This is a genomic window from Limosilactobacillus mucosae DSM 13345, from assembly GCF_001436025.1.
In the GTDB taxonomy this organism is placed as follows: Bacteria; Bacillota; Bacilli; order Lactobacillales; family Lactobacillaceae; genus Limosilactobacillus; species Limosilactobacillus mucosae.
Genome location: NZ_AZEQ01000005.1, coordinates 12,471 through 32,270, shown reverse-complemented (window position 1 = coordinate 32,270; position 19,800 = coordinate 12,471). Strand labels below are relative to the sequence as shown.

At 48.2% G+C, this 19,800-nt stretch carries 20 protein-coding genes; 15 read left to right on the top strand and 5 right to left on the bottom strand.

Annotated elements, in window-relative coordinates; genetic code table 11:
* Positions 1-105 precede the first annotated feature (105 nt).
* The 4 genes from FC47_RS03145 (at position 106) to FC47_RS03130 (ending at position 2,893) form a co-directional block, all read left to right on the top strand.
* A complete protein-coding gene (locus tag FC47_RS03145) occupies positions 106-627 on the top strand; it encodes a GNAT family N-acetyltransferase (protein WP_006499181.1) in 522 nt (173 codons plus the stop codon).
* An 80-nt stretch (positions 628-707) separates the two neighbouring features.
* The gene (locus FC47_RS03140) at positions 708-1,559 is read left to right on the top strand and encodes an alpha/beta hydrolase family protein (protein ID WP_006499180.1); all 852 of its coding nucleotides are present in this window, start codon (positions 708-710) and stop codon (positions 1,557-1,559) included.
* Positions 1,560-1,854: 295 nt separating this feature from the next.
* Entirely contained in the window at positions 1,855-2,580 is a 726-nt protein-coding gene (locus tag FC47_RS03135) for an AzlC family ABC transporter permease (protein ID WP_006499178.1), read from the top strand.
* Complete coding sequence (locus tag FC47_RS03130; protein ID WP_056967843.1) at positions 2,567-2,893, top strand: branched-chain amino acid transporter permease; 327 nt, start codon at positions 2,567-2,569, stop codon at positions 2,891-2,893. Before FC47_RS03135 ends, FC47_RS03130 begins: the two co-directional genes overlap by 14 nt.
* Before the next feature lie 83 nt (positions 2,894-2,976).
* On the opposite strand, the gene FC47_RS10890 is transcribed toward FC47_RS03130, so the two are convergent.
* On the bottom strand, positions 2,977-3,252 hold the full coding sequence (locus tag FC47_RS10890) for a flavodoxin family protein (RefSeq protein WP_235803985.1): 276 nt from the start codon (positions 3,250-3,252) through the stop codon (positions 2,977-2,979).
* A gap of 39 nt (positions 3,253-3,291) precedes the next feature.
* Positions 3,292-3,453, bottom strand: a complete 162-nt coding sequence (locus FC47_RS10885) for a hypothetical protein (RefSeq protein ID WP_235803984.1) — start codon at positions 3,451-3,453, stop codon at positions 3,292-3,294.
* A 77-nt stretch (positions 3,454-3,530) separates the two neighbouring features.
* Here FC47_RS10885 and FC47_RS03120 point away from each other — a divergent pair, with 77 nt between their 5' ends.
* The 6 genes from FC47_RS03120 to FC47_RS03095 all read left to right on the top strand — a co-directional run bounded on the left by FC47_RS03120 (position 3,531) and on the right by FC47_RS03095 (position 7,859).
* Complete coding sequence (locus FC47_RS03120; RefSeq protein WP_080967895.1) at positions 3,531-4,220, top strand: DUF2238 domain-containing protein; 690 nt, start codon at positions 3,531-3,533, stop codon at positions 4,218-4,220.
* 197 nt (positions 4,221-4,417) lie between these two features.
* On the top strand, positions 4,418-5,347 hold the full coding sequence (locus FC47_RS03115; protein WP_045025318.1) for an SGNH/GDSL hydrolase family protein: 930 nt from the start codon (positions 4,418-4,420) through the stop codon (positions 5,345-5,347).
* Between the two features lie 16 nt (positions 5,348-5,363).
* Positions 5,364-5,966 (top strand): YpmS family protein, encoded by a 603-nt coding sequence (locus tag FC47_RS03110; protein ID WP_056967951.1) that lies wholly within the window; start codon positions 5,364-5,366, stop codon positions 5,964-5,966.
* 14 nt (positions 5,967-5,980) lie between these two features.
* On the top strand, positions 5,981-6,205 hold the full coding sequence (locus tag FC47_RS03105) for a YozE family protein (RefSeq protein WP_006499170.1): 225 nt from the start codon (positions 5,981-5,983) through the stop codon (positions 6,203-6,205).
* An 18-nt stretch (positions 6,206-6,223) separates the two neighbouring features.
* Positions 6,224-7,096 carry a ribosome biogenesis GTPase YlqF gene (gene ylqF, locus FC47_RS03100; protein WP_056967841.1) on the top strand — a complete coding sequence of 291 codons (873 nt, stop codon included), beginning with the start codon at positions 6,224-6,226 and terminating at the stop codon, positions 7,094-7,096.
* The gene (locus FC47_RS03095) at positions 7,089-7,859 is read left to right on the top strand and encodes a ribonuclease HII (protein ID WP_056967839.1); all 771 of its coding nucleotides are present in this window, start codon (positions 7,089-7,091) and stop codon (positions 7,857-7,859) included. The genes ylqF and FC47_RS03095 overlap by 8 nt, the downstream gene beginning before the upstream one ends.
* Before the next feature lie 159 nt (positions 7,860-8,018).
* On the opposite strand, the gene dprA is transcribed toward FC47_RS03095, so the two are convergent.
* Positions 8,019-8,894, bottom strand: coding sequence for a DNA-processing protein DprA (gene dprA, locus FC47_RS03090; protein WP_056967837.1), 876 nt, complete (start codon positions 8,892-8,894; stop codon positions 8,019-8,021).
* A 298-nt stretch (positions 8,895-9,192) separates the two neighbouring features.
* Between dprA and topA the strand changes: the two genes are divergently transcribed.
* Positions 9,193-11,364, top strand: a complete 2,172-nt coding sequence (topA, locus tag FC47_RS03085; RefSeq protein WP_048344841.1) for a type I DNA topoisomerase — start codon at positions 9,193-9,195, stop codon at positions 11,362-11,364.
* Positions 11,365-11,463: 99 nt separating this feature from the next.
* Positions 11,464-12,348, top strand: a complete 885-nt coding sequence (locus FC47_RS03080) for an aldose 1-epimerase family protein (RefSeq protein ID WP_056967835.1) — start codon at positions 11,464-11,466, stop codon at positions 12,346-12,348.
* A 61-nt stretch (positions 12,349-12,409) separates the two neighbouring features.
* Here FC47_RS03080 and FC47_RS03075 read toward each other — a convergent pair whose 3' ends face one another.
* Positions 12,410-13,183: an SDR family NAD(P)-dependent oxidoreductase gene (locus FC47_RS03075; RefSeq protein WP_006499164.1), complete on the bottom strand. Its 774-nt coding sequence runs from the start codon at positions 13,181-13,183 to the stop codon at positions 12,410-12,412.
* Positions 13,184-13,355: 172 nt separating this feature from the next.
* On the bottom strand, positions 13,356-13,985 hold the full coding sequence (plsY, locus tag FC47_RS03070; RefSeq protein WP_006499163.1) for a glycerol-3-phosphate 1-O-acyltransferase PlsY: 630 nt from the start codon (positions 13,983-13,985) through the stop codon (positions 13,356-13,358).
* A gap of 187 nt (positions 13,986-14,172) precedes the next feature.
* Here plsY and parE point away from each other — a divergent pair, with 187 nt between their 5' ends.
* From parE to FC47_RS03055, 3 genes are all read left to right on the top strand, one after another.
* A complete protein-coding gene (gene parE / locus FC47_RS03065; protein ID WP_056967834.1) occupies positions 14,173-16,176 on the top strand; it encodes a DNA topoisomerase IV subunit B in 2,004 nt (667 codons plus the stop codon).
* 13 nt (positions 16,177-16,189) lie between these two features.
* Positions 16,190-18,676, top strand: coding sequence for a DNA topoisomerase IV subunit A (gene parC, locus FC47_RS03060; protein ID WP_056967832.1), 2,487 nt, complete (start codon positions 16,190-16,192; stop codon positions 18,674-18,676).
* A 138-nt stretch (positions 18,677-18,814) separates the two neighbouring features.
* Entirely contained in the window at positions 18,815-19,750 is a 936-nt protein-coding gene (locus FC47_RS03055) for a manganese-dependent inorganic pyrophosphatase (protein ID WP_006499160.1), read from the top strand.
* Positions 19,751-19,800 lie beyond the last annotated feature (50 nt).

Sequence of the window (19,800 nt, the reverse complement as noted above, 5' to 3'; positions counted from 1 at the left end):
GTTATTCTAAGTCTGTTTGTTAAAATTGACCATTTTATTGTCAATTTTTGGCAGAATGTGTTAAATTGATAAACGCTTGATACTTTAAGGAAAGAAGGTTGTGCTATGCATATTGAAAAAGCCGAAATGAAGGATCTGGATCGAGTTGTCGAAATTCTGCGTGATGGCCGCAATCAGCTGGCGGAAAGCGGGATTGATCAATGGCAAGGCGATTATCCGAATGTTGAACATATCCAAGAAGATATTGAACATGGCTTTGCATACCTGGTACATTCCGACGATCATGAAACGGTGGGAGCTTTTGCAATCGTAGCAGCTCCGGACCACTCTTACGATGAATTGGATGGCAAATGGCTCGTTGATACTGACAACTATCTGGTTATTCACCGGGTTGCCATTCACTCTGACCATGCCGGCAATGGCTATGCTTCTGGTTTGTTTACGAGCGTTATCGACTACGTTAAGGAAAATCCCAACGGTGTCAAGTCATTACGGATCGACACCCATGAGGACAACAAGCCAATGCAGCATTTAATTGAAAAGTATGGCTTTACGCGTGTGGGGACTCTGCATGGCGTCTACCGTCCTGAAGAAACCTCATACGTCTACGAAATGCCGATTCAATAAAAGCAAATAAATAATGTGATAAAATCGACTCAATAGATCATATCGATCATTGAAGTCGTTTTTCATTTTGGGGTGAAAAAATGGATGTAAATGCTCAGCTAACCGATCAGCAGCGAGTCGAGCTGGCAGGTTTGGAATATCAGCCGCTGGGGGTTGGCGATCACGTCAGATTATCCAATGGCAAGCGAGTCGGTCGCGTCAAACGAGCTTTCTATAAACAAGATGGCCTGCGGGGCACCATCATTGTCAATCACCATCAGGATCATAAAGAGATTACGGTGCTGTTTCGCGGCTCATCCGGCTTGAGACATGGCAATCCAACGACATGGTCCAATGAATGGCTGGCAACCAATCTGCCCATTGGCCGTTCAATCGTTGAACATCGAGTTGGTGAGATTCCTTCTCAGCTCAAGTCGGCGGCGAGTTTGTTGAATCGGCTGATGCAGCAGGACTTAACGGCACATTACTATATCTACGGCCATTCACTGGGAGCAATCAATGCTCAGTATGCCCTTGCCAACTGCGATTATCCGGCATGCCTGAGTGAGGCTTGGCTTTATGAGGGCCCAAACGTCTACTGGCTGCTTAATGACCAGCAGAAAGCCCAAGCCGCGATTTTGCGCAATAAGATCAATAATTATATCGACTCACTGGACATCGTGACCCTGGGCTATACTGACCTGCATCATGCAATCGGCCGGGTGCGCTACGTTCAGTCGATTCTGCTTGATCCAATCAGTCAGCATATGTGGGGCGGCTATCAGTTCGATCAAAACGGTCGGCTGTATACCAAACCAGTTGCTGAGTATCGGGAAAAAATCGATCGTGAACTGATTGAACATGTCAGTCAAGCCAGCAGCAGTTGGCGTCAATGGCGTCAGGAACAGGTAAAAAAGCGCCAGGAATTGAATCGATGGCTGCCCTATCGCTAGTTCGTTTCCATGATGGTGTCAATCTGATCATATAACAGCATCAGAATTATAGGTATTGGGTCTTGCAAACGCTGGCCGACTGCGGATTGGCGGCTTGTTTAGTCAAGATCGGCTGACGGCTGGATCTCACCGGCATCATTGCAGTGACCGTCGCGATGATGCGCCTGTCGCAGAGCAGCATGTATCTGAATGATAATGCATAAAATATCTTGCTGGTAAAAAGGCCCTGTTAATCAATAGTGGCTTGCGTTAAAATTAATCTCTGTAATCACTTATTCACAGGGGAGAGGAAAATATGCAAGCATCACCACCGGCAACGCGCCAGGAAACCGTGCGCTTTGCTTTTAACAGTTCGTTACCGATTTTTTTCGGTTATGTTATCTTAGGAACCGGCTATGGGCTATACATGCATAACCTGGGCTTTGGCTTCTGGTTTCCCACGATAATGGCAGCGGTAGTTTATGGGGGATCCGTTGAATTTATCCTGGCTTCCATGCTGGTTCAGAGCTTTTTGCCGGGCAACGTTGTCTTGATAACGCTGGTCGTTGGCTTTCGGCAGTTTTTTTATGGCCTTTCAATGCTGAAAAAATATCGCGGTGCGGGCTGGCGCAAGTTTTTTTTGATCTATGGCTTAACCGATGAAACCTTTGTCGTCAACTATAGTCTGTCGATTCCTAAAGAATATGATCGTTACTCAGTCTATACGCTGATTTCGCTTTTTGATCACAGCTACTGGGTCTTGGGCGCATTTTTAGGCGGCGCACTGGGGAGTCTGATTGGCAAAGAGATTCCCGGCATGGATTTTGTCATGACGGCGCTATTTATTGCCTTGGCCGTTGACCAGTTTCAAAAAGAAAAGGATCATCTTAGCTCAACCAGTGGCGTGATCGTTACGATTGCCTGTCTGCTGCTGTTTGGCAAGACGTATTTTTTGGTAGCGACGCTGTTAATTCTAGTGGCTGAATACGCCGTTATCTACTGGCGTCAAGCAAAGAGGGGGGACCAAAATGACGCTGACTGATCAGATTATCTGCATTGCCTTAGCCGCGCTGGCAAACTTTGCCACCCGGGTAACGCCATTTCTGCTTTTTAGAACGGAAGCGGCCACGCCTGATTTCGTAACGGGGCTGGGCAGGTTTTTACCGGCTGCGATCATGGGGATGCTGGTCGTATACTGCTATCGCAACGTTAATTGGCTTGGCGGCACGCATGGACTGCCAGAAGTCATTGCCGGCGTGGTAACGGTAATCGTGCGTTTATGGAAGCACAGCCTGTTTTTAACCTTGATCGTCGGGACGCTTTGCTACATGCTGCTAATCAATTTTATTTTTTAAGAAACAAGAATGGTTGAAAACGCCAAGCTTAGAAAAATGCTGTCGTGGACTTTTGATGAGTCGGCGACAGCATTTTTGCTTTATCATAGTTTGCGCAGCCAGGCGGCCAGATTGTTTGCTTTGAACTGATGAGAGCCGTGAGTCGTGACGTGGAATCCATCAGTGACCTGCAGTCGGCCAGCCCATTTAATGAAATTTGCTTGATAATCATCAGAATCACTCCAGGCAGTTGAGAATGGCGCAATCAAGCCTTGGTATCCTTGAATGGTTTTCAAAAACTCAATCACTGGTGCCGCCACGTTGCCATTCCAGACGGGGCCGCCGACCAAAACGACATCATATTGATTCAGCTGAGGCACGGAATTGATAAGTATCGGCAGCTGGCGTTGTTTTAGCTGCTATTGATAGATGCGACCAGTAGCTTCCATGTTATTTGGATAGACGCTGTCGGCCACGCGCAGACGCAACGCGGGAGCCTTGGTCGCATCTTGAATTAATTTGGCAAGTTTAGTGGTATTATTAAATTGTGAATAATAAACAATGAGTGCTTGCTGGGCCATTATCTACAGCTCCTTTAATCAGTTTTTGACCTTGATTATAGCAATGAATGCTCAGCACGCTCAAATTAAAGGATGTGATGATGATGAAAAACGGCTCAAGCACCAGTGAAAAAGCCCTTAACGTTTTTTTGTGGTTTATTGTAATTTCGATGCTGGTTTCACTGATTTTAACTACCAAAACGGCTTTGACGGCTGCGACAGCCAAAGCAGCAGGGGCCGCCTGGTTTTTGGATCTGGAAATCGTGGCCGGCCTGCTGATTGTTATGCTGCCTAAGTTTTTGGCGATCAAGCTAAAGGTTTATCTGCCGCCGCTGCTTTACGGTCTGTTTTTAATGTTTATCTATGGAGCCATTTATCTGGGCACGATCTATCACTTCTACAGCATTCCATACTGGGACAAAGGTCTGCATCTGATCAGCGGTGCTTTGCTGGCTGGTTTTGCGCTGTCGGCATTTGGCGGCTTGATTCCTGATGAGGGGATCAAGCACGTACCGCCATTTTTTATCAGTATGTATGCCACGGCGTTTGCGGTTTTTTGCGGCGTTTTATGGGAATTTTATGAATTTACCTGTGACTCGTTTGGCATGAATCTGCAGCGGTATATGAAAAACGGTCACTTGCTGTTGGGACGGGCAGCTTTAATGGATACGATGGGTGATCTGTTTGCTGACTTCTTTGGCGCTCTCATTTTTGCAGTGATTGCCTACTTTAAGCTGCGCAAGGACAGTCGCTGGATTGAGAAGTTCTTCTTCCATCGTAATCTGTAATCGAATTAAGCAGTTGCTGAGCATGCGGTTGAGGCTTGATTAAGTCATCAACCGTTTTTTACTTAGTGAACGATCCAATCCATAAATTATTGGCAATTGGATCCGCTTCCGAATTTGCCGTGGCATGATAAAATGCACTATAATATTTCTTATGTATCTTAATTGACTTTAAGAATTTTTTAGTGAGAGGTAATTTTATGCTGCGCGGCAAAAAAGGCTTGCTGTTGTTGATCGGCGCCGTTTTAGCGGTGGCTGGCGGAAGTGGATACTGGTATCACCAGCAGCAGTCAGCATCGACAACGGTTCAACAGACTTCACAAAAAGATCGGGTTTTAAAGAAAAAAATAACGCTGGTCGCGATTGGCGATTCGCTGACGCATGGTCAAGGCGACGATAAAAACGAGCAGGGTTATGTCGGACGGATTAGGAAAAAACTGCAAAAGCACTACCATAATCGCGTAACTACGTATAATTATGGGGTAACTGGCGACCGGTCCGATCAGATGCTCAAGCGGCTTAATGAACAGCCAGAAATGCGGGCAAATCTAAAAAAAGCCGATGTGATCGTGATGACGGTTGGCGGCAATGACTTGATGCAGAAACTGGAGAGCAACCTGTTGAGCAATTCAACCAATAAGATCGAGAGCAATATCGAACAGGCAGGCACGACCTATCAGCAAAAGCTAAATGAATTGCTGACCGCGGTTCGCAAACAAAATGCCACCGCGCCGATTTTTATGTACAGCATTTATGATCCGGTTTACACTTATTTTCCTGATGTGTCGATTATCAACGAGTCCGTCGCCAAGTGGAATCAAATCACAAAACAGACCGTGGCTCAGTATGGCCCGTCCTATTTCGTTGATATCAATCATTTAATGTCATATGGCCAGTATAAAACGCCCAAGCAGCGGCAAAAACTCTCACAGCAGGCTCAAAAAGCCAATAGCGATCAGATTACCCAAAAGCAGGTCATTGCGATTATGAACAATGATACGCACAACCTAAACAACTACATCTCAACTGAAGATAATTTTCACCCTAACAGCAAGGGCTATGATCAGATGACCAATGCTTTATACAAGGTGATGCTGCAGCACGATGACTGGGAATATCAGCAAGAGTAGGATGATTTGAATGAATATGGAAGATAAGTTAAAGAAACAATATAATGGCTGGAAGGCAGCTTTTTGGGTTTTGGTAATCGTCTTAATTGGCTCGCTGCTAACGGTAGTTCATCTAGCCAGCGCACCAGTTAAGACACCAACTGAAACTACGGCTCCCAAAGCCAGTGATACGTCATTGGAACTGGTTTTGAATCAAAAACAGGTCAATGCCTTAGCCAACAGCTACATTAAAAAAATTCAGAAAAAGTCCAAAAAGCCGCAATATCGTTTTATCGTAGGCAATCAGTATGCAACGGTAATCGGCCACGCTAAGTTTTTGGGGGTCAACGTGCAATACGCGATGAACTGCATTCCGGTTAAAACCAGTGAAGGCAATATTCTGCTGAAAGCTAAAGGATTGGCGGTTGGCCGGCTTAACCTGCCGATCGGGTTCGTTATGGGTTATATCAAAAAGAACTATCAGCTGCCAAACTGGGTCTACATTAACCAAAAGAAAAAGACGATTCTGCTGGATCTGAATAAATACACCAAAAATAAGGCAGTGCATGCCCAAGCTGATGAGATCAACCTGGCAGATGGTCAGTTTAAGTTCTTGATTACCGTGCCGCAGGATAACTAACAGGGGGTCGGCAGATGTTTCGTGAAAGCTTCTATCATTTTTTGATGACCTTAAGGCAGCCCAATCAGCCAACTGAGATTGAGCAGTTTGCCAATAATGCTTTTTTGGACTCGTCGTTTCCTAAGCAATCCCAAGATTTTGATGAAATATCTCACTACTTGGAAGAAAATGCCGAATATCTGCCAGGAATGACGATTTTTGATGATGCCTGGCAGCTGTATCTAGAAAAAATGAATTAGAATTTAGGAGGAACTAAAATGGCAACAATTCAATGGTTCCCTGGTCACATGGCCAAAGCATTGCGCCAGATCAGAGAGCAGATGCCTTTAGTCGATATCGTATTTGAGCTGGTTGACGCGCGGGTGCCATACTCCTCGCAAAACCCAGAAGTTGATCTGGCAGCTGGCGACAAGCCGCGTCTTTTGATCTTAACCAAAACCGATTTAGCGGATCCAGAAGTCACCAAAGAATGGCTGCAGTACTTTAAGGATCACGGACAGCCGGTACTGGCACTGGACTCGCGTGCCCGCAGCGTTGCTAAGGCCGTTACCAACGCGGCCAAGCAGGTCTTAGCCGAAAAGCTGGCCAATGAGCAGGCTAAGGGGATGAAAAAACGGGCGATTCGCGCAATGTGTGTCGGCGTGCCTAACGTCGGCAAGTCAACGCTTTTGAATCACCTGGTCAAAAAGAACGTCGCGGCTACCGGTAATCGGCCGGGGGTAACGACCGGTCAGCAGTGGCTGCGTTCGTCGGCTGAATTGGAGCTGCTGGATACGCCAGGCGTTTTATGGCATAAGTTCGCGACCGAAAAAGAAGGCTTAATGCTGGCACTTTCTGGCGCGATCAAGGACAGTCTGTTTGCCAAGGATGACGTGGCCCTGTTTGCACTGCAGTATCTGCGCGCTAATCGGCTGACTGAATTGAAGCAGCGCTACCATCTGACTGACGCTGATGTTGACGAAAGCGTGACTGATCCGGATCTATTGCTGACGATTACCAAAAAGATGGGCTTTCGTGATGACTACGACCGCGGCAGTGAACGGCTTATCTTTGATTTGCGCAAGGGCAAGCTGGGAACGATCTCATTGGAAAAGCCGGCTGATATTAATGCTGAGGGTCTCAATGAATAAGCTCAGCATTAAAGAAATCAAGGACCGCTTAAAAAACGTGTCCACGCTTGATGATCCATTTGTTCAATCAATGCAGCAAGATGAGCGTAAAGGCGTCCAAACCGCGCTGGCCCAGCTAAAACGTCGATTGGAACGGCAGGCAGCAAGCTACGCGGCCTTCAAAGAGCGTTTCAAATATGAAAATCAGCTCTGGCAAGATGGTCAGCAGTACGTTGCCGGTATCGATGAGGTTGGGCGGGGGCCGCTGGCTGGTCCGGTAGTTACGTGTGCGGTAATTCTCAAGCCTGATTTTGACCTGGTGGGGGTTACGGACTCTAAGCAGCTGACCAGGCATGAGCGTGAGCAGCTGTATCTGCAGATCGTTAATGAAGCCCTGGAAGTCAGCATTGCCGTCAATCCATGCACGGTTATCGATCAGCTTAATATCTACGCGGCGACCCAGCAGGCAATGATTCGCAGTGTAAATTCATTGGCGCATCGGCCGTCCCACCTGATTGTCGATGCCGTCCCTCTGGCAATTGATATTCCGCAGACGACCTTGATTAAAGGCGATCAAAAGAGTATCAGCGTCGCGGCTGCCAGTATCGTTGCCAAAGAATATCGTGACCATCTGATGCGTGATTACGACCGGCTTTATCCAGGCTATGGCTTTGCTGAAAATATGGGCTATGGTACCAAGCAGCATTTGCAGGGCTTAGCAGAACTTGGACCATGCCCGATTCATCGGCACTCGTTTTCACCAGTCCAGCAATATCTGCATTAGCAAGTCAGCCACTATCGACTAAAGTTAAGGGATTTCTAGCTGGACATAATTGAATATTAGATAAAAAGAACAGCACTGTCTTGGTTTTGATGAAACTTGAGGCCGTGCTTTTTTAATTGGCTTGTAGGATCGTGTCGTTTCTAAAATTATTAAGACAGTCTATTTCGCAGAAAACAGCCAGTCAGGCAGCTCCTCTAAAATGTCTTGACTGCTTAGGATCGGTCGTGCTCCAGCAGCAATCAGTTCATTGGCTCCAAGCGACATTGGCGAATCGATTGGCCCGGGAACCGCACCGACATTTCGATTATCCTGCAGCGCCAGGTTGGCCGTAATCAGACTGCCGCTGCGCCGACTGCCTTCAACCACCAGACAGGCATGACATAAACCGGCAATGATCCGATTGCGTTCGGGAAAATTGCTCGGGTAGGGCGTAGTTGCCAGTGGATACTCCGTCAGCAAAAGACCAGACTGCGCAATTTGCCGCTGTAAAAATGCATTGCAGCGTGGATAGCTGCCATCTAGACCAGTCCCGATTACGGCAATCGCGGCCCCGCCATCCAGCAGCGTAATCTGGTGAGCCAAGCCGTCAACTCCTTTGGCCAGGCCGCTGACGATCGCGACTTGGCTGCTGACGACTCCTGGTAGTAATTGATTGATCGCTTGTTCACCATATTTAGTGATGTTTCTTGATCCAACTACGGCCAGACAAGGGTACTGCAGCAGTTTTAGGTTGCCATGATAATACAAAACCAATGGCGGATCATAAATTTCTCGCAGACGCTGCGGATAGATCGTGTCAAGCGGCGTTATGAAAGGCATCGACAGATTTTGCTCAGTCTGACGCCGCAGTTCCTGGCTGAACCATTCGTCAAACCACTGCATTCGTTTGTTAAAAGTAATGTTCAAGTGATCAGTTAATTTAGCGAGATTGGTAATTTGTTTTTGCTGAATGGCAGCCATTAAAAGCCGATATTTCATCCGTCGACTCAAACAGCTGCATAGACTCAGCCTTAAGATAAATTCACGCAGATGCATCGCTTTTCCCCCCTTACCATTGCTATATGCCAAAAATTCAGTTTGACACTAAAATTCCACTCGTTAATTTATAAATTCGACTTTTTGGCTAAAATGATTTTATCGTTGCCTTGATTTTTTTAATAAACTCGATTATATTGATACGCTAGTTAGACCATTTTCTTTTTTGAATTAATCTAGGTCTATCTGATCGGTTCATTGCTGATTGAAATCAGCCAGACGGGTTTGACCGCACAAGAGACCATATAATAGTATAGAAGATAAAACCGATCAAATTCATCATGATAGGAGCCTTATGATGGCAACTAAAACTGTAAAATCAACTGCTAAAACAACTTCGGCCACTACGAAAACTGCAAAACCGGCCGCTAAAACAACCAAAAAGACGACTGCCAAGCGCCCTAAGACCAAGAAAAAGCTGGTCATCGTCGAATCGCCTTCCAAAGCCAAGACGATTGGCAAGTATCTGGGACGGACCTATAAAGTCGTCGCCAGTCTGGGTCATGTCCGTGATCTGCCAAAGAGCCGGATGGGGGTTGATATTGAAAACGACTATCAGCCCGACTACATCTCCATTCGCGGTAAGGGTGACGTGATCAAAGAACTGCGCAAGGATGCCAAGCAGGCCAAAGCCGTCTATCTGGCATCTGACCCGGACCGGGAAGGGGAAGCAATTGCCTGGCACGTTGCCAACCTTTTAAAGCTGGATACTAAAGACAAGAACCGGGTTACCTTCAATGAAATTACCAAAGACGCCGTTAAGGAAGCCTTTAAGGAACCGCGTGAGATCAACATGGACCTGGTTGACGCGCAGCAGGCACGGCGGGTTTTGGATCGGCTGGTTGGTTATTCGATCAGCCCGATTCTTTGGAAAAAGGTCAAAAAAGGACTGTCTGCCGGACGGGTGCAGTCAGTCGCGCTAAACCTGATCATTCAAAGAGAACAGGCGATTCGTGACTTTAAACCCGAAGAATACTGGACGATTGATGGTCGGTTCAAAAAGGGCAGTGACGAGTTTGCGGCATCTTTTTATGGCGAAAACGGCAAAAAAGCCGCGCTGCCTAATAACGAGGCCGTTCAAAAAGTACTGGCCAAGATTGATCGCAAGGCGCCATTTACGATTGATGACGTTACGCGTAAAGAACGCAAGCGGATGCCGCAGCCGCCATACACTACCTCCACGATGCAGCAGGATGCCAACCGCCGTCTGAACTTCCGGACGCGCAAGACGATGATGGCTGCGCAACAGCTTTATGAAGGGATTACGCTTGGGCACGGCAGCGCGGTCGGTCTGATCACCTACATGCGTACCGACTCAACGCGGATTGCCTCAATTGCCAAACAGGAAGCCTCTCAGTTTATTCATGAAAACTATGGGGAACAATATGCCGCAATCAAGCCGGTCAAGGGTAAGCTGCCGGAAGGGGCCCAAGACGCGCACGAAGCAATTCGGCCAACTTCGGTCAATCGCACGCCCGCGGAGATGAAACAGTATCTGACGGCTGATCAATACAAGCTGTACAGCCTGATCTGGAGCCGATTCGTGGCCAGTCAGATGACGCCGCAAATTGTTGATACGATGGCCGTTTCGTTGAGCCAAAACGGGGTCGACTTTCATGCCAACGGATCCAAGGTCAAATTTGATGGCTTTACCAAGGTTTACAAGCGTGGTCAGGAAAAAGACAATGTTTTACCAGACCTGAATCAAGGCGACCAGGTCCAAATGATCAGTGATGACCCGGCACAGCACTTCACGCAGCCGCCTGCTCGTTATACGGAAGCTGCCTTGATCAAGACGCTGGAAGAAAACGGGGTCGGCCGGCCTTCCACCTACGCGCCAACCTTGGACACGATTCAGCGCCGCTACTATGTTCGTTTGGTATCGCGCCACTTTGAGCCAACCGAGCTGGGTGAGATCGTCAACCAGATCATCGTCAAGCAGTTCCCAGAAATCGTCAATGTCAAGTTTACGGCCGAAGTTGAAGACGACTTGGACCGGATTGAAGAAGGCAAGGAAAACTGGGTTAAGGTCGTTGACAAGTTCTACCAGCCATTTTCTAAGGAAGTCCAGGCTGCTGAGGAACAGGTTGCCAAAATCGAAATGCATGATGAACTGGCCGGCAGCAATTGTGAGATCTGTGGGGCGCCAATGGTCGTTAAGATGGGCCGCTATGGCAAGTTCCATGCCTGCTCGCGCTTCCCGAACTGCCGCAACACCAAGGCAATCGTCAAGGATATCGGCGTAACCTGTCCTAAGTGTGGGCAAGGAAACGTAGTCGAGCGCAAGTCCAAGAAGAATCGCGTCTTTTATGGCTGCTCGCGCTACCCTGAATGTGATTTCGTTTCATGGGACAAGCCAATTGGCCGTAACTGTCCTAAAGACGGCCATTTCTTGATTGAAAAGAAGGTCAAGAAGGGCAAGCAGATCGTTTGTCCTAATGGCGACTACGAAGAATCAGTCCAAAATTAAAAGATAGACTTGCGAAAGCCCTCTCAATCTGTTATTGTGCAGATTAGAGGGCTTTTGGCATATACCATTGTCCATTGAGAGTTGAAAGGATGACGAGAGATGATTCAGATTGAAAATGAGCAGCTGACGGTACAGATTGATCCATTAGGCGCGCAGATGCACAGCATTAAGCGAAATGCAGCGGGATTGGAATATTTGTGGCAAGGTGATCCAAAGTCTTGGAAACGGCAAGCACCGGTTCTGTTTCCATTTGTCGGCCGGCTCAAAGATGATCAGTACGAATATCAAGGCAAGGTCTATCATCAAACGCAGCATGGTTTTGCCCGCGATCGGGAGTTTAAGGTTGTGGAACAGAGCAGTGAGCGAGTAGTTTTTGAGCTGCGTGATGATGAAAAAACGCGGGCTGCCTTCCCGTTTGCTTTTGTGTTGACGATTGCCTACCAGCTGGATGAGGATCGTCTGCTGGTCAGCTATCGCGTTGAAAACCCAAGCAATGACCAGACGCTGATCTATGCTTTGGGTGCGCACCCTGGTTTTAACGTACCAGTTGATGAACAGGGCAGTTTTGAAACGACTCAGTTCAGTGTTTCACCGGCGATTGACTATCAACAGGTTAAATTGGTCGCACCTGGTCCATTTAATGATCTGGAACATCCAGCGGTTCTGCACATGCAGCAGCCCATTCAACTGGATCATGAGCTGTTTGATGAGGATGCCCTGATCTTTGCAACCAAGGGCATGCCATTTACGGCAACGCTGACGGAACCGCAGACCAATCATGGGGTTCACGTTCAGGTTAACGGTGCACCATTTGTCGGCGTCTGGTCGCCATACCCAGCCCAGGCCAACCTGGTGTGCGTTGAGCCATGGTGGGGGATTGCCGACAGCATCCACAGTGACGGCAGACTCGAAGACAAGCAGGTGATGAGTCGGCTGGCATCTGGCAAGCATGAGGACTATGCATTTGCCATTCAGCCTTTCTAACGACTTAAAAAAGACGTGGTGAGCTTGATCACCACGTCTTTTTGATTATAGCTGAATTGGATCAGCGCAGCAGGTAGCCGCCATCAACTGGCAGCATTACACCGGTTACGTAATCAGATGCCGGACTGGCTAAAAATACCATTGGCCCCATCAATTGTTCAGGACGGCCCCATTCACCAGAAGGAATATGTTCTTTGATCTCAGGCCCTCGCACCGGATCTTCGGCCAGCGCCTTAGTCATATCCGTTAAAATATAGCCTGGTGCCAGACCGTTGACTTGAATGTTGTATTTGGAAAGAGCATCAGCGTAGGCTTTAGTCAGGCCCAGGACGCCATGTTTGGCTGCCGTGTAAGGGAAGATGAACTTGCCGGCACGGTAGGACTGCATTGAGCCAATGTTAATGATCTTGCCGTGCTTTTGCTTAGCCATATACTTGGCTGCGGCCTGCGACATGTGGTAGAGCGCGTTGAGATTCAAATTGATCACCTTGTCCCAGTCTTCATCCTTGAACGCCAAGACGTCATTACGAATCTGAATGCCGGCATTGTTGACCAAAATATCCAGCCCACCCATTTCCTTAACGCATTGCGCGATGATTTCGTCGGCACAGCCTGGTTCAGTGATGTCGTGCTGCAGAAAGCCGATCTTTTGTCCATTGCCTTCAACCGCTTGACGAGTTTCTTCCCAGCCGCGCTGTGAATTTGAAACGACAAAAATATCCGCGCCGTAAAGCGACAGCGCCTTTGAATAGTTTTGGCCCAGCCCGCTAGCACCGCCAGTGATCAACGCAACCTTGCCATTAAGCTGAAAACTTTGTTGGTTAAATGAACTCATAAAAAGCACCTCGATGTTTAAAATTGATTTTAGGAAATCGTTACACCTAATTATAAGCGCTTTCAATACTTTTGCAAGAAGCTTTAGGAAATCGGTTGCCTAAATTTGTCAACAAAATAAAAATCGCATTCAGCTCGGTCTGTAATACCAAGCGATGCGATCATCAGCTTAATTATTTTTGATTGCGTTTTTGCTGTCGCCGATAGCCCAATCCAAAATGAACCAGCGATTCGGTACCATTAAAGATGCGCTTGATGTTGGCACGGTGCAGCCAGATGATTACCACTGTCAAGAACCCGGCAATGGCTGCCAAAATCCAGTCGTGAATGCATAAGGCAATGATGAAAATTGCGGTAATGCCCACCATGCCAGCCGCGCTAGCCATGCTGGTCAACAATAATACCGTCAGATAGATGGCCCAGGCAACCAAAAAGAGCAGCGGGTTATATGCCAGCAGGATCCCGGCACTGGTTGCAACGGCTTTACCGCCATGAAAGTGATCAAAAATCGAGCAGGTATGGCCCAAAACGGCAAATAAACCAATTAAAAGCGGGCTGACGGTCTGACTACAGTGAAAGAAATATGGCTGACAGGCTGCCAGCGTCCCCTTGAACATATCAAGAAACAATACGGTTACGCCTGCTTTAGGTCCCAAAACGCGCAGAGTGTTGGTCGTGCCGATATTGCCGCTGCCCAATTTGCGAATATCCTTGTGGTAGAACACCTGACCGATCCAAAGCCCCCAGGGAATCGAGCCCAAAAGGTAGGCAATGATTGCCATTAAACAGATTTTAAAAATCATAAATCATTCAAAACTCCCTCGATAATAATTGCATAATTGTTATAATAGCACATTGAGTGGCATCGGCAACTTTTGTTTGATGTGTTAAAATAATGGGGCACAAATGTTTGCAAAATTTCTTTGCTAAATTTTGCCAAATCAGTTATATTAAAAAACGTTACTAAAAAATTATGAGGAGGGCCTTTCGTTGGCAGAACAAGAATATCAATATGATGCATCCTCCATTAAAATCCTTAAGGGGCTGGAGGCGGTGCGCAAACGGCCTGGGATGTATATCGGTTCAACGGATACCTATGGCCTGCACCATTTGGTATATGAAATCGTTGACAACGCGGTCGATGAGGCTTTGTCTGGTTTTGGCGATGAAATCAACGTCACGATCGAACCCGACAATTCAATCACGGTCCAGGATCATGGTCGTGGGATGCCGGTAGGAATGCATGCTTCTGGCAAACCAACGCCGGAAGTCATCATGACCGTGCTGCATGCCGGGGGAAAGTTTGGTCAAGACGATGGCTACAAGACTTCCGGTGGGCTGCATGGGGTTGGGGCCTCAGTCGTGAATGCTCTTTCAACCAAACTGACGCTGACGATCGTGCGCGATCACGTTCGCTATCAAGAAAAATTCGTCAATGGCGGCAATCCGGTCGGGACGCTCAAAAAATTAGGCAATACGCGCGCGGGTTCCGGAACGACGGTTACCTTTAAGCCGGATCCAAAAATCTTTTCCACGACGGTCTATAACTACGATACTTTGGCAAGACGGCTGCGTGAATCGGCATTCCTGCTAAAGGGACTGAAGATCACGCTGACTGATAAGCGCGCTGGTCAGGAAAAAGAAGAGGTATTCCAGTTTGAAAATGGCATCAAGGACTTTGTCGGCTACCTCAATGAAGACAAGGATACCTTGGGCCAGATCATGTACTTTGACGGCAAGCAGGATGGCGTTGAGGTTGAGGTTGCGGCTCAGTATAACGATGGCTATTCAGAAAACGTCTTGAGCTTTGTCAACAACGTGCGCACTCCAGATGGGGGAACGCATGAAGCCGGTTTTCGCAATGCCTGGACCAAAACGTTCAATGACTACGCCAGAAAAGTCGGTCTGCTCAAGGAACGCGACAAGAATCTGGAAGGGTCTGACGTTCGTGAAGGCTTGACGGCAGTCGTCTCAGTACGAATCCCAGAACGCATTCTGCAGTTTGAGGGCCAGACCAAAGACAAGCTGGGGACGCCAGAAGCCCGTAAGATCGTGGACTCAATCGTCAGTGACCAGCTAAGCTACATGCTGCTGGAAAATGGTGATGAAGCTCAGCAGCTGATCAGAAAAGCACTCAAGGCTCGCCAGGCAAGAGAAGCCGCGCGCAAGGCTCGTGACGAATCACGCGGCTCCAAGCGCAAAGGCCGTAAAGAACGCAATCTGTCCGGTAAGCTGACGCCGGCCCAGTCAAAAGATGCCGCTAAAAATGAGCTTTTCTTAGTCGAAGGTGATTCAGCCGGTGGGAGTGCCAAGCAGGGGCGCGATCGAAAGTTTCAAGCGATCCTGCCATTGCGTGGTAAGGTTCTCAATACGGAAAAGGCCAAGCTGGATGACGTCTTGAAAAACGAAGAGCTTAATACGATCATCTATACGGTTGGCGCAGGGGTCGGCAGTGAGTTCAACGTCGCAGACTCCAATTACGACAAGATCATCATCATGACTGATGCCGATGACGATGGAGCCCACATCCAGATCCTGCTGCTGACGTTTTTCTACAAGTACATGCGGCCAATGATCGAAGCCGGTAAGGTATATATTGCCTTGCCGCCACTGTATCGCATCCAGTCTGGCAAAGGAGCCAAAACCAAGATTCAGTATGCCTGGACCAACGATCAGCTGACACAAATGACCAAAAAGATTCGCGGCGCTCAGCTGCAGCGTTTCAAGGGGCTTGGTGAAATGAACGCTGATCAGCTTTGGGAAACCACGATGAATCCTGACACACGGACGCTGATTCGAGTGCGGATAGAAGATGCCGAGCTGGCTGAAAAGCGCGTCACTACCTTGATGGGCGATAAGGTTGCACCACGTCGGAAATGGATTGAAGAAAACGTGCAATTTACGCTGAGCGATGACGAAGAGTCTGATCAGCTGATGGAAAATCGCGGTCAAAAGGCCAAAACGCCTACGATCAATACCTGGAATCAAAAGTAAGAGGTGAAAGTCAATGAGTGAACCAAAAATCGAAAATATGACTTTGGAAGACTTGATGGGCGATCGCTTCGGCCGGTATTCCAAGTCCATCATTCAAGAACGGGCCCTGCCGGATATTCGCGATGGCCTCAAACCGGTTCAGCGTCGGATCCTGTTTGCCATGAACAAGGATGGCAACACCTATGATAAAGGCTTTCGGAAGTCAGCCAAGTCAGTCGGTAACGTAATGGGTAACTTCCACCCGCACGGCGACAGTTCCATTTATGAAGCACTGGTACGGATGAGTCAGGATTGGAAGCTGCGTGACCCATTGATTGAAATGCACGGCAACAACGGGTCGATGGATGGTGATCCACCGGCTGCCATGCGTTATACCGAGGCTCGTTTAAGCAAAATTGCCGGTTTAATGCTCAAGGATATCGACAAAGATACGGTTGATATGACGCTGAACTTTGACGATACCGAAAAAGAGCCGACTGTCTTGCCAGCCCGCATTCCCAATCTTTTGGTTAACGGTGCGACCGGGATCTCGGCGGGGTATGCTACGGAAATTCCGACGCATAATCTGGGCGAGCTGATTGATGCACTGATCTACCTGCTTGGTCATCCCACGGCCAGTCTGGATAAGCTGATGGAATTCGTGCCGGGTCCTGATTTTCCAACTGGCGGGATCATTCAAGGCAAGGAAGGAATCAAAAAAGCCTATGAAACTGGTCGGGGACGCATCGTCGTACGGGCTAAGACCAGTATCGAGACGCTGCGTGGCGGTCGGCAGCAGATCAATATCACGGAGATTCCATATGAAGTCAACAAGGCCCAGCTGGTCAAGCGAATTAACGACCTGCGTCTGGCCAAAAAGGTTGAGGGAATCGCTGAAGCTCGCGATGAGACTGACCGCAGCGGCCTGCGCATCGCGATTGAACTGAAGCGCGGCGCCAATGCCGAGGGGATCTTAAACTATCTGCTAAAAAACACCGACCTGCAGATCAACTATAACTTCAACATGGTGGCGATCGATAATCAGCGGCCAATGCGGGTAGGCTTAAAGCATATTTTGACGTCTTATCTGAGCTTCCAAAAAGAGATCATTATGCGGCGGACGCGCTTTGATTTAAATAAGGCGCAAAAACGGCTCCACATCGTTGAAGGTTTGATCAAGGCGCTCAGTATGCTTGATCAGGTCATTCAAACGATTCGGGCTTCTAAAAACCGGGCTGATGCCAAGCAGAATCTGATTGAATCGCTGGGCTTTGATGATCCGCAGGCCGAAGCCATCGTTACCATGCAGCTGTATCGGCTGACCAATACTGACGTGACGGCGCTTGAAGATGAGCAAAAACGCTTGAATGATAGAATTGCCGAATATCAGCTGATCTTAAGCGATGAAAAAGAGCTGGCTAAAGTGCTGCGCCAAGAAATGCGGACGATTAAAAAAGAATTTGCGACACCGCGCCGGACTGAGATTCAAAGCAAGGTTCAAAAACTGGAGATCGACACCAAGGTTACGGTCGCTAAAGAAGACGTGGTCGTATTGGTTTCCAAAGCCGGCTACATCAAGCGCAGCAGTCTGCGGTCGTTTAAGGCTTCCAATGTTGAAGAAAACGGGTTGCGAGAAGACGACTATCCGCTGCTGATCCAAGAAACCAGTACGCTGGCGCATCTGTTCATGTTCACCAATCTTGGCCATCTGATCTATCGGCCGGTGCATGAATTGACTGACGTGCGCTGGAAAGACGTTGGTGAGCATATTTCACAAACGATTGGCCTGGCCATGGGTGAAGAGATTATCAAGGCAATGATTTTTGATCGGCTGGACATGCCAGGAACGCTGCTGATGGGAACCAGCGATGGTCAAGTCAAGCAGACTGAGTTCAAGGAATATCAGCCAGGATCCCGTTATAAGAGCACGGCGACGGTCTACATGAAGCTTAAGGGTGATGACGCTCAAGTCGTTAACGTAATGTATTATGAGCCAAAAGATACCGCGCAGTCGCTGCTGGCAATCAGTCATGAAGGCTATGCCGTTCGATTTGACGTAGCTGAAGTACCGATTGCCGGGGTCAGAACGACGGGGGTACGGGCCATTAATCTGCATGACGATGACAGAATGGTTGACCTGCAGCTGGTTGACGGGGATCAGCATCTGGCTATGGTAACTCAGCGTGGGGCCTTTAAAGAAATGGCCGTAGCCGATATCAAGCTGGGCGCGCGGGCAAGACGCGGCGAACTGGTGCTGCACCGTTTGAAGAAGCTGCCGCACAAGCTGGTCGACTTTTTGCCTTATGATGCTGACTATCAGGGAGCCGTTGAGATCATAACCGATCGGCCGCTGTTCCAGGATGTTTTGATTACTGATCACCATCTGGGAACGGCCCATTCAAACGGTACTTTTGTAATTGATACCGAAAGTCAAGGTATTCCGGTTAAGCTGCGCATCAAGCCCCAGCTGACCGAGACGGCGACAAGCGAGCAGCTCGATCTGACGGATTCAATTTCATAATCTGCATAAATATGCATCTGAAATGAAATTAGATTCCCATTTAAGAGCTGGTCGTGCTAAAATAAAAGGGTATAATTAATTTGCGAAAACGTTGCAGTTAACGTTTTACGTGATGATTGAATCAAAGGAGTTGTCTTTATGAGCAAGGAATTAGTTTTTGGTCATCAAAAGCCAGATACTGACGCCATTACGGCCGCAATGGCATTTTCATACTTTGAAAACGAACTGGGCTACGAAACGGAAGCCGTTGCCCTGGGCGAACCAAACGATGAAACGAAGTACGCTTTGAACTACTTCAACATGGAAGCACCACGGGTCGTTAAGACGGTTGCCAACGAAACTGACAAGGTAATGCTGGTTGACCACAACGAACCACAACAATCAGCTGCTGACATCGACCAAGTTACGGTTACGCACTTGGTTGATCACCACCGGATCGCCAACTTCAACACGGCACAGCCACTTTGGATCACGGCGCGCCCATACGGCTGTGTTTCCACGATCATCACGGAACTGTTCCAAGAAAAGCACATTGAAATTCCTGCCAACCTGGCTGGGATGATGATGTCTGCTATCATTTCCGACACGCTGTTGCTGAAGTCACCAACGACTACTGACCATGACGGCGAAGCTTTGAAGTACTTGGCAAAGGTTGCCGGTGTTGAAGACTACGAAGCTTACGGAATTGAGATGCTGAAGGCTGGTACCAACCTGGCTGCCAAGTCTGACGCTGATATCGTTGATGGCGACGCCAAGACGTTTGAACTGGGCGACGCTAAGCTGCGGATCGGTCAAGTAAACACGGTTGACCTGGATGACGTCTTCTCTCGTCAAGCCGACCTGGAAAAGACGATGCAGCAACTGAACGATGAAAACGGCTATGACACGTTCATCTTGATTGCCACCAACATTTTGAACAGCGATTCTGATCTGCTGGTTGTTGGCGGCAACACGGAAAAGGTTGAACAGGCATTCGGCAAGAAGCTGGGTGACAACCACCGTATGAACCTGCCAGGCGTAGTTTCACGTAAGAAGCAAGTGGTACCTCCATTGACGGACGTCTTTGAAGGCTAATCAGCGCTTAATCAAAACAGCACTCCGCCATTGCCGCGGGGTGCTTTTAC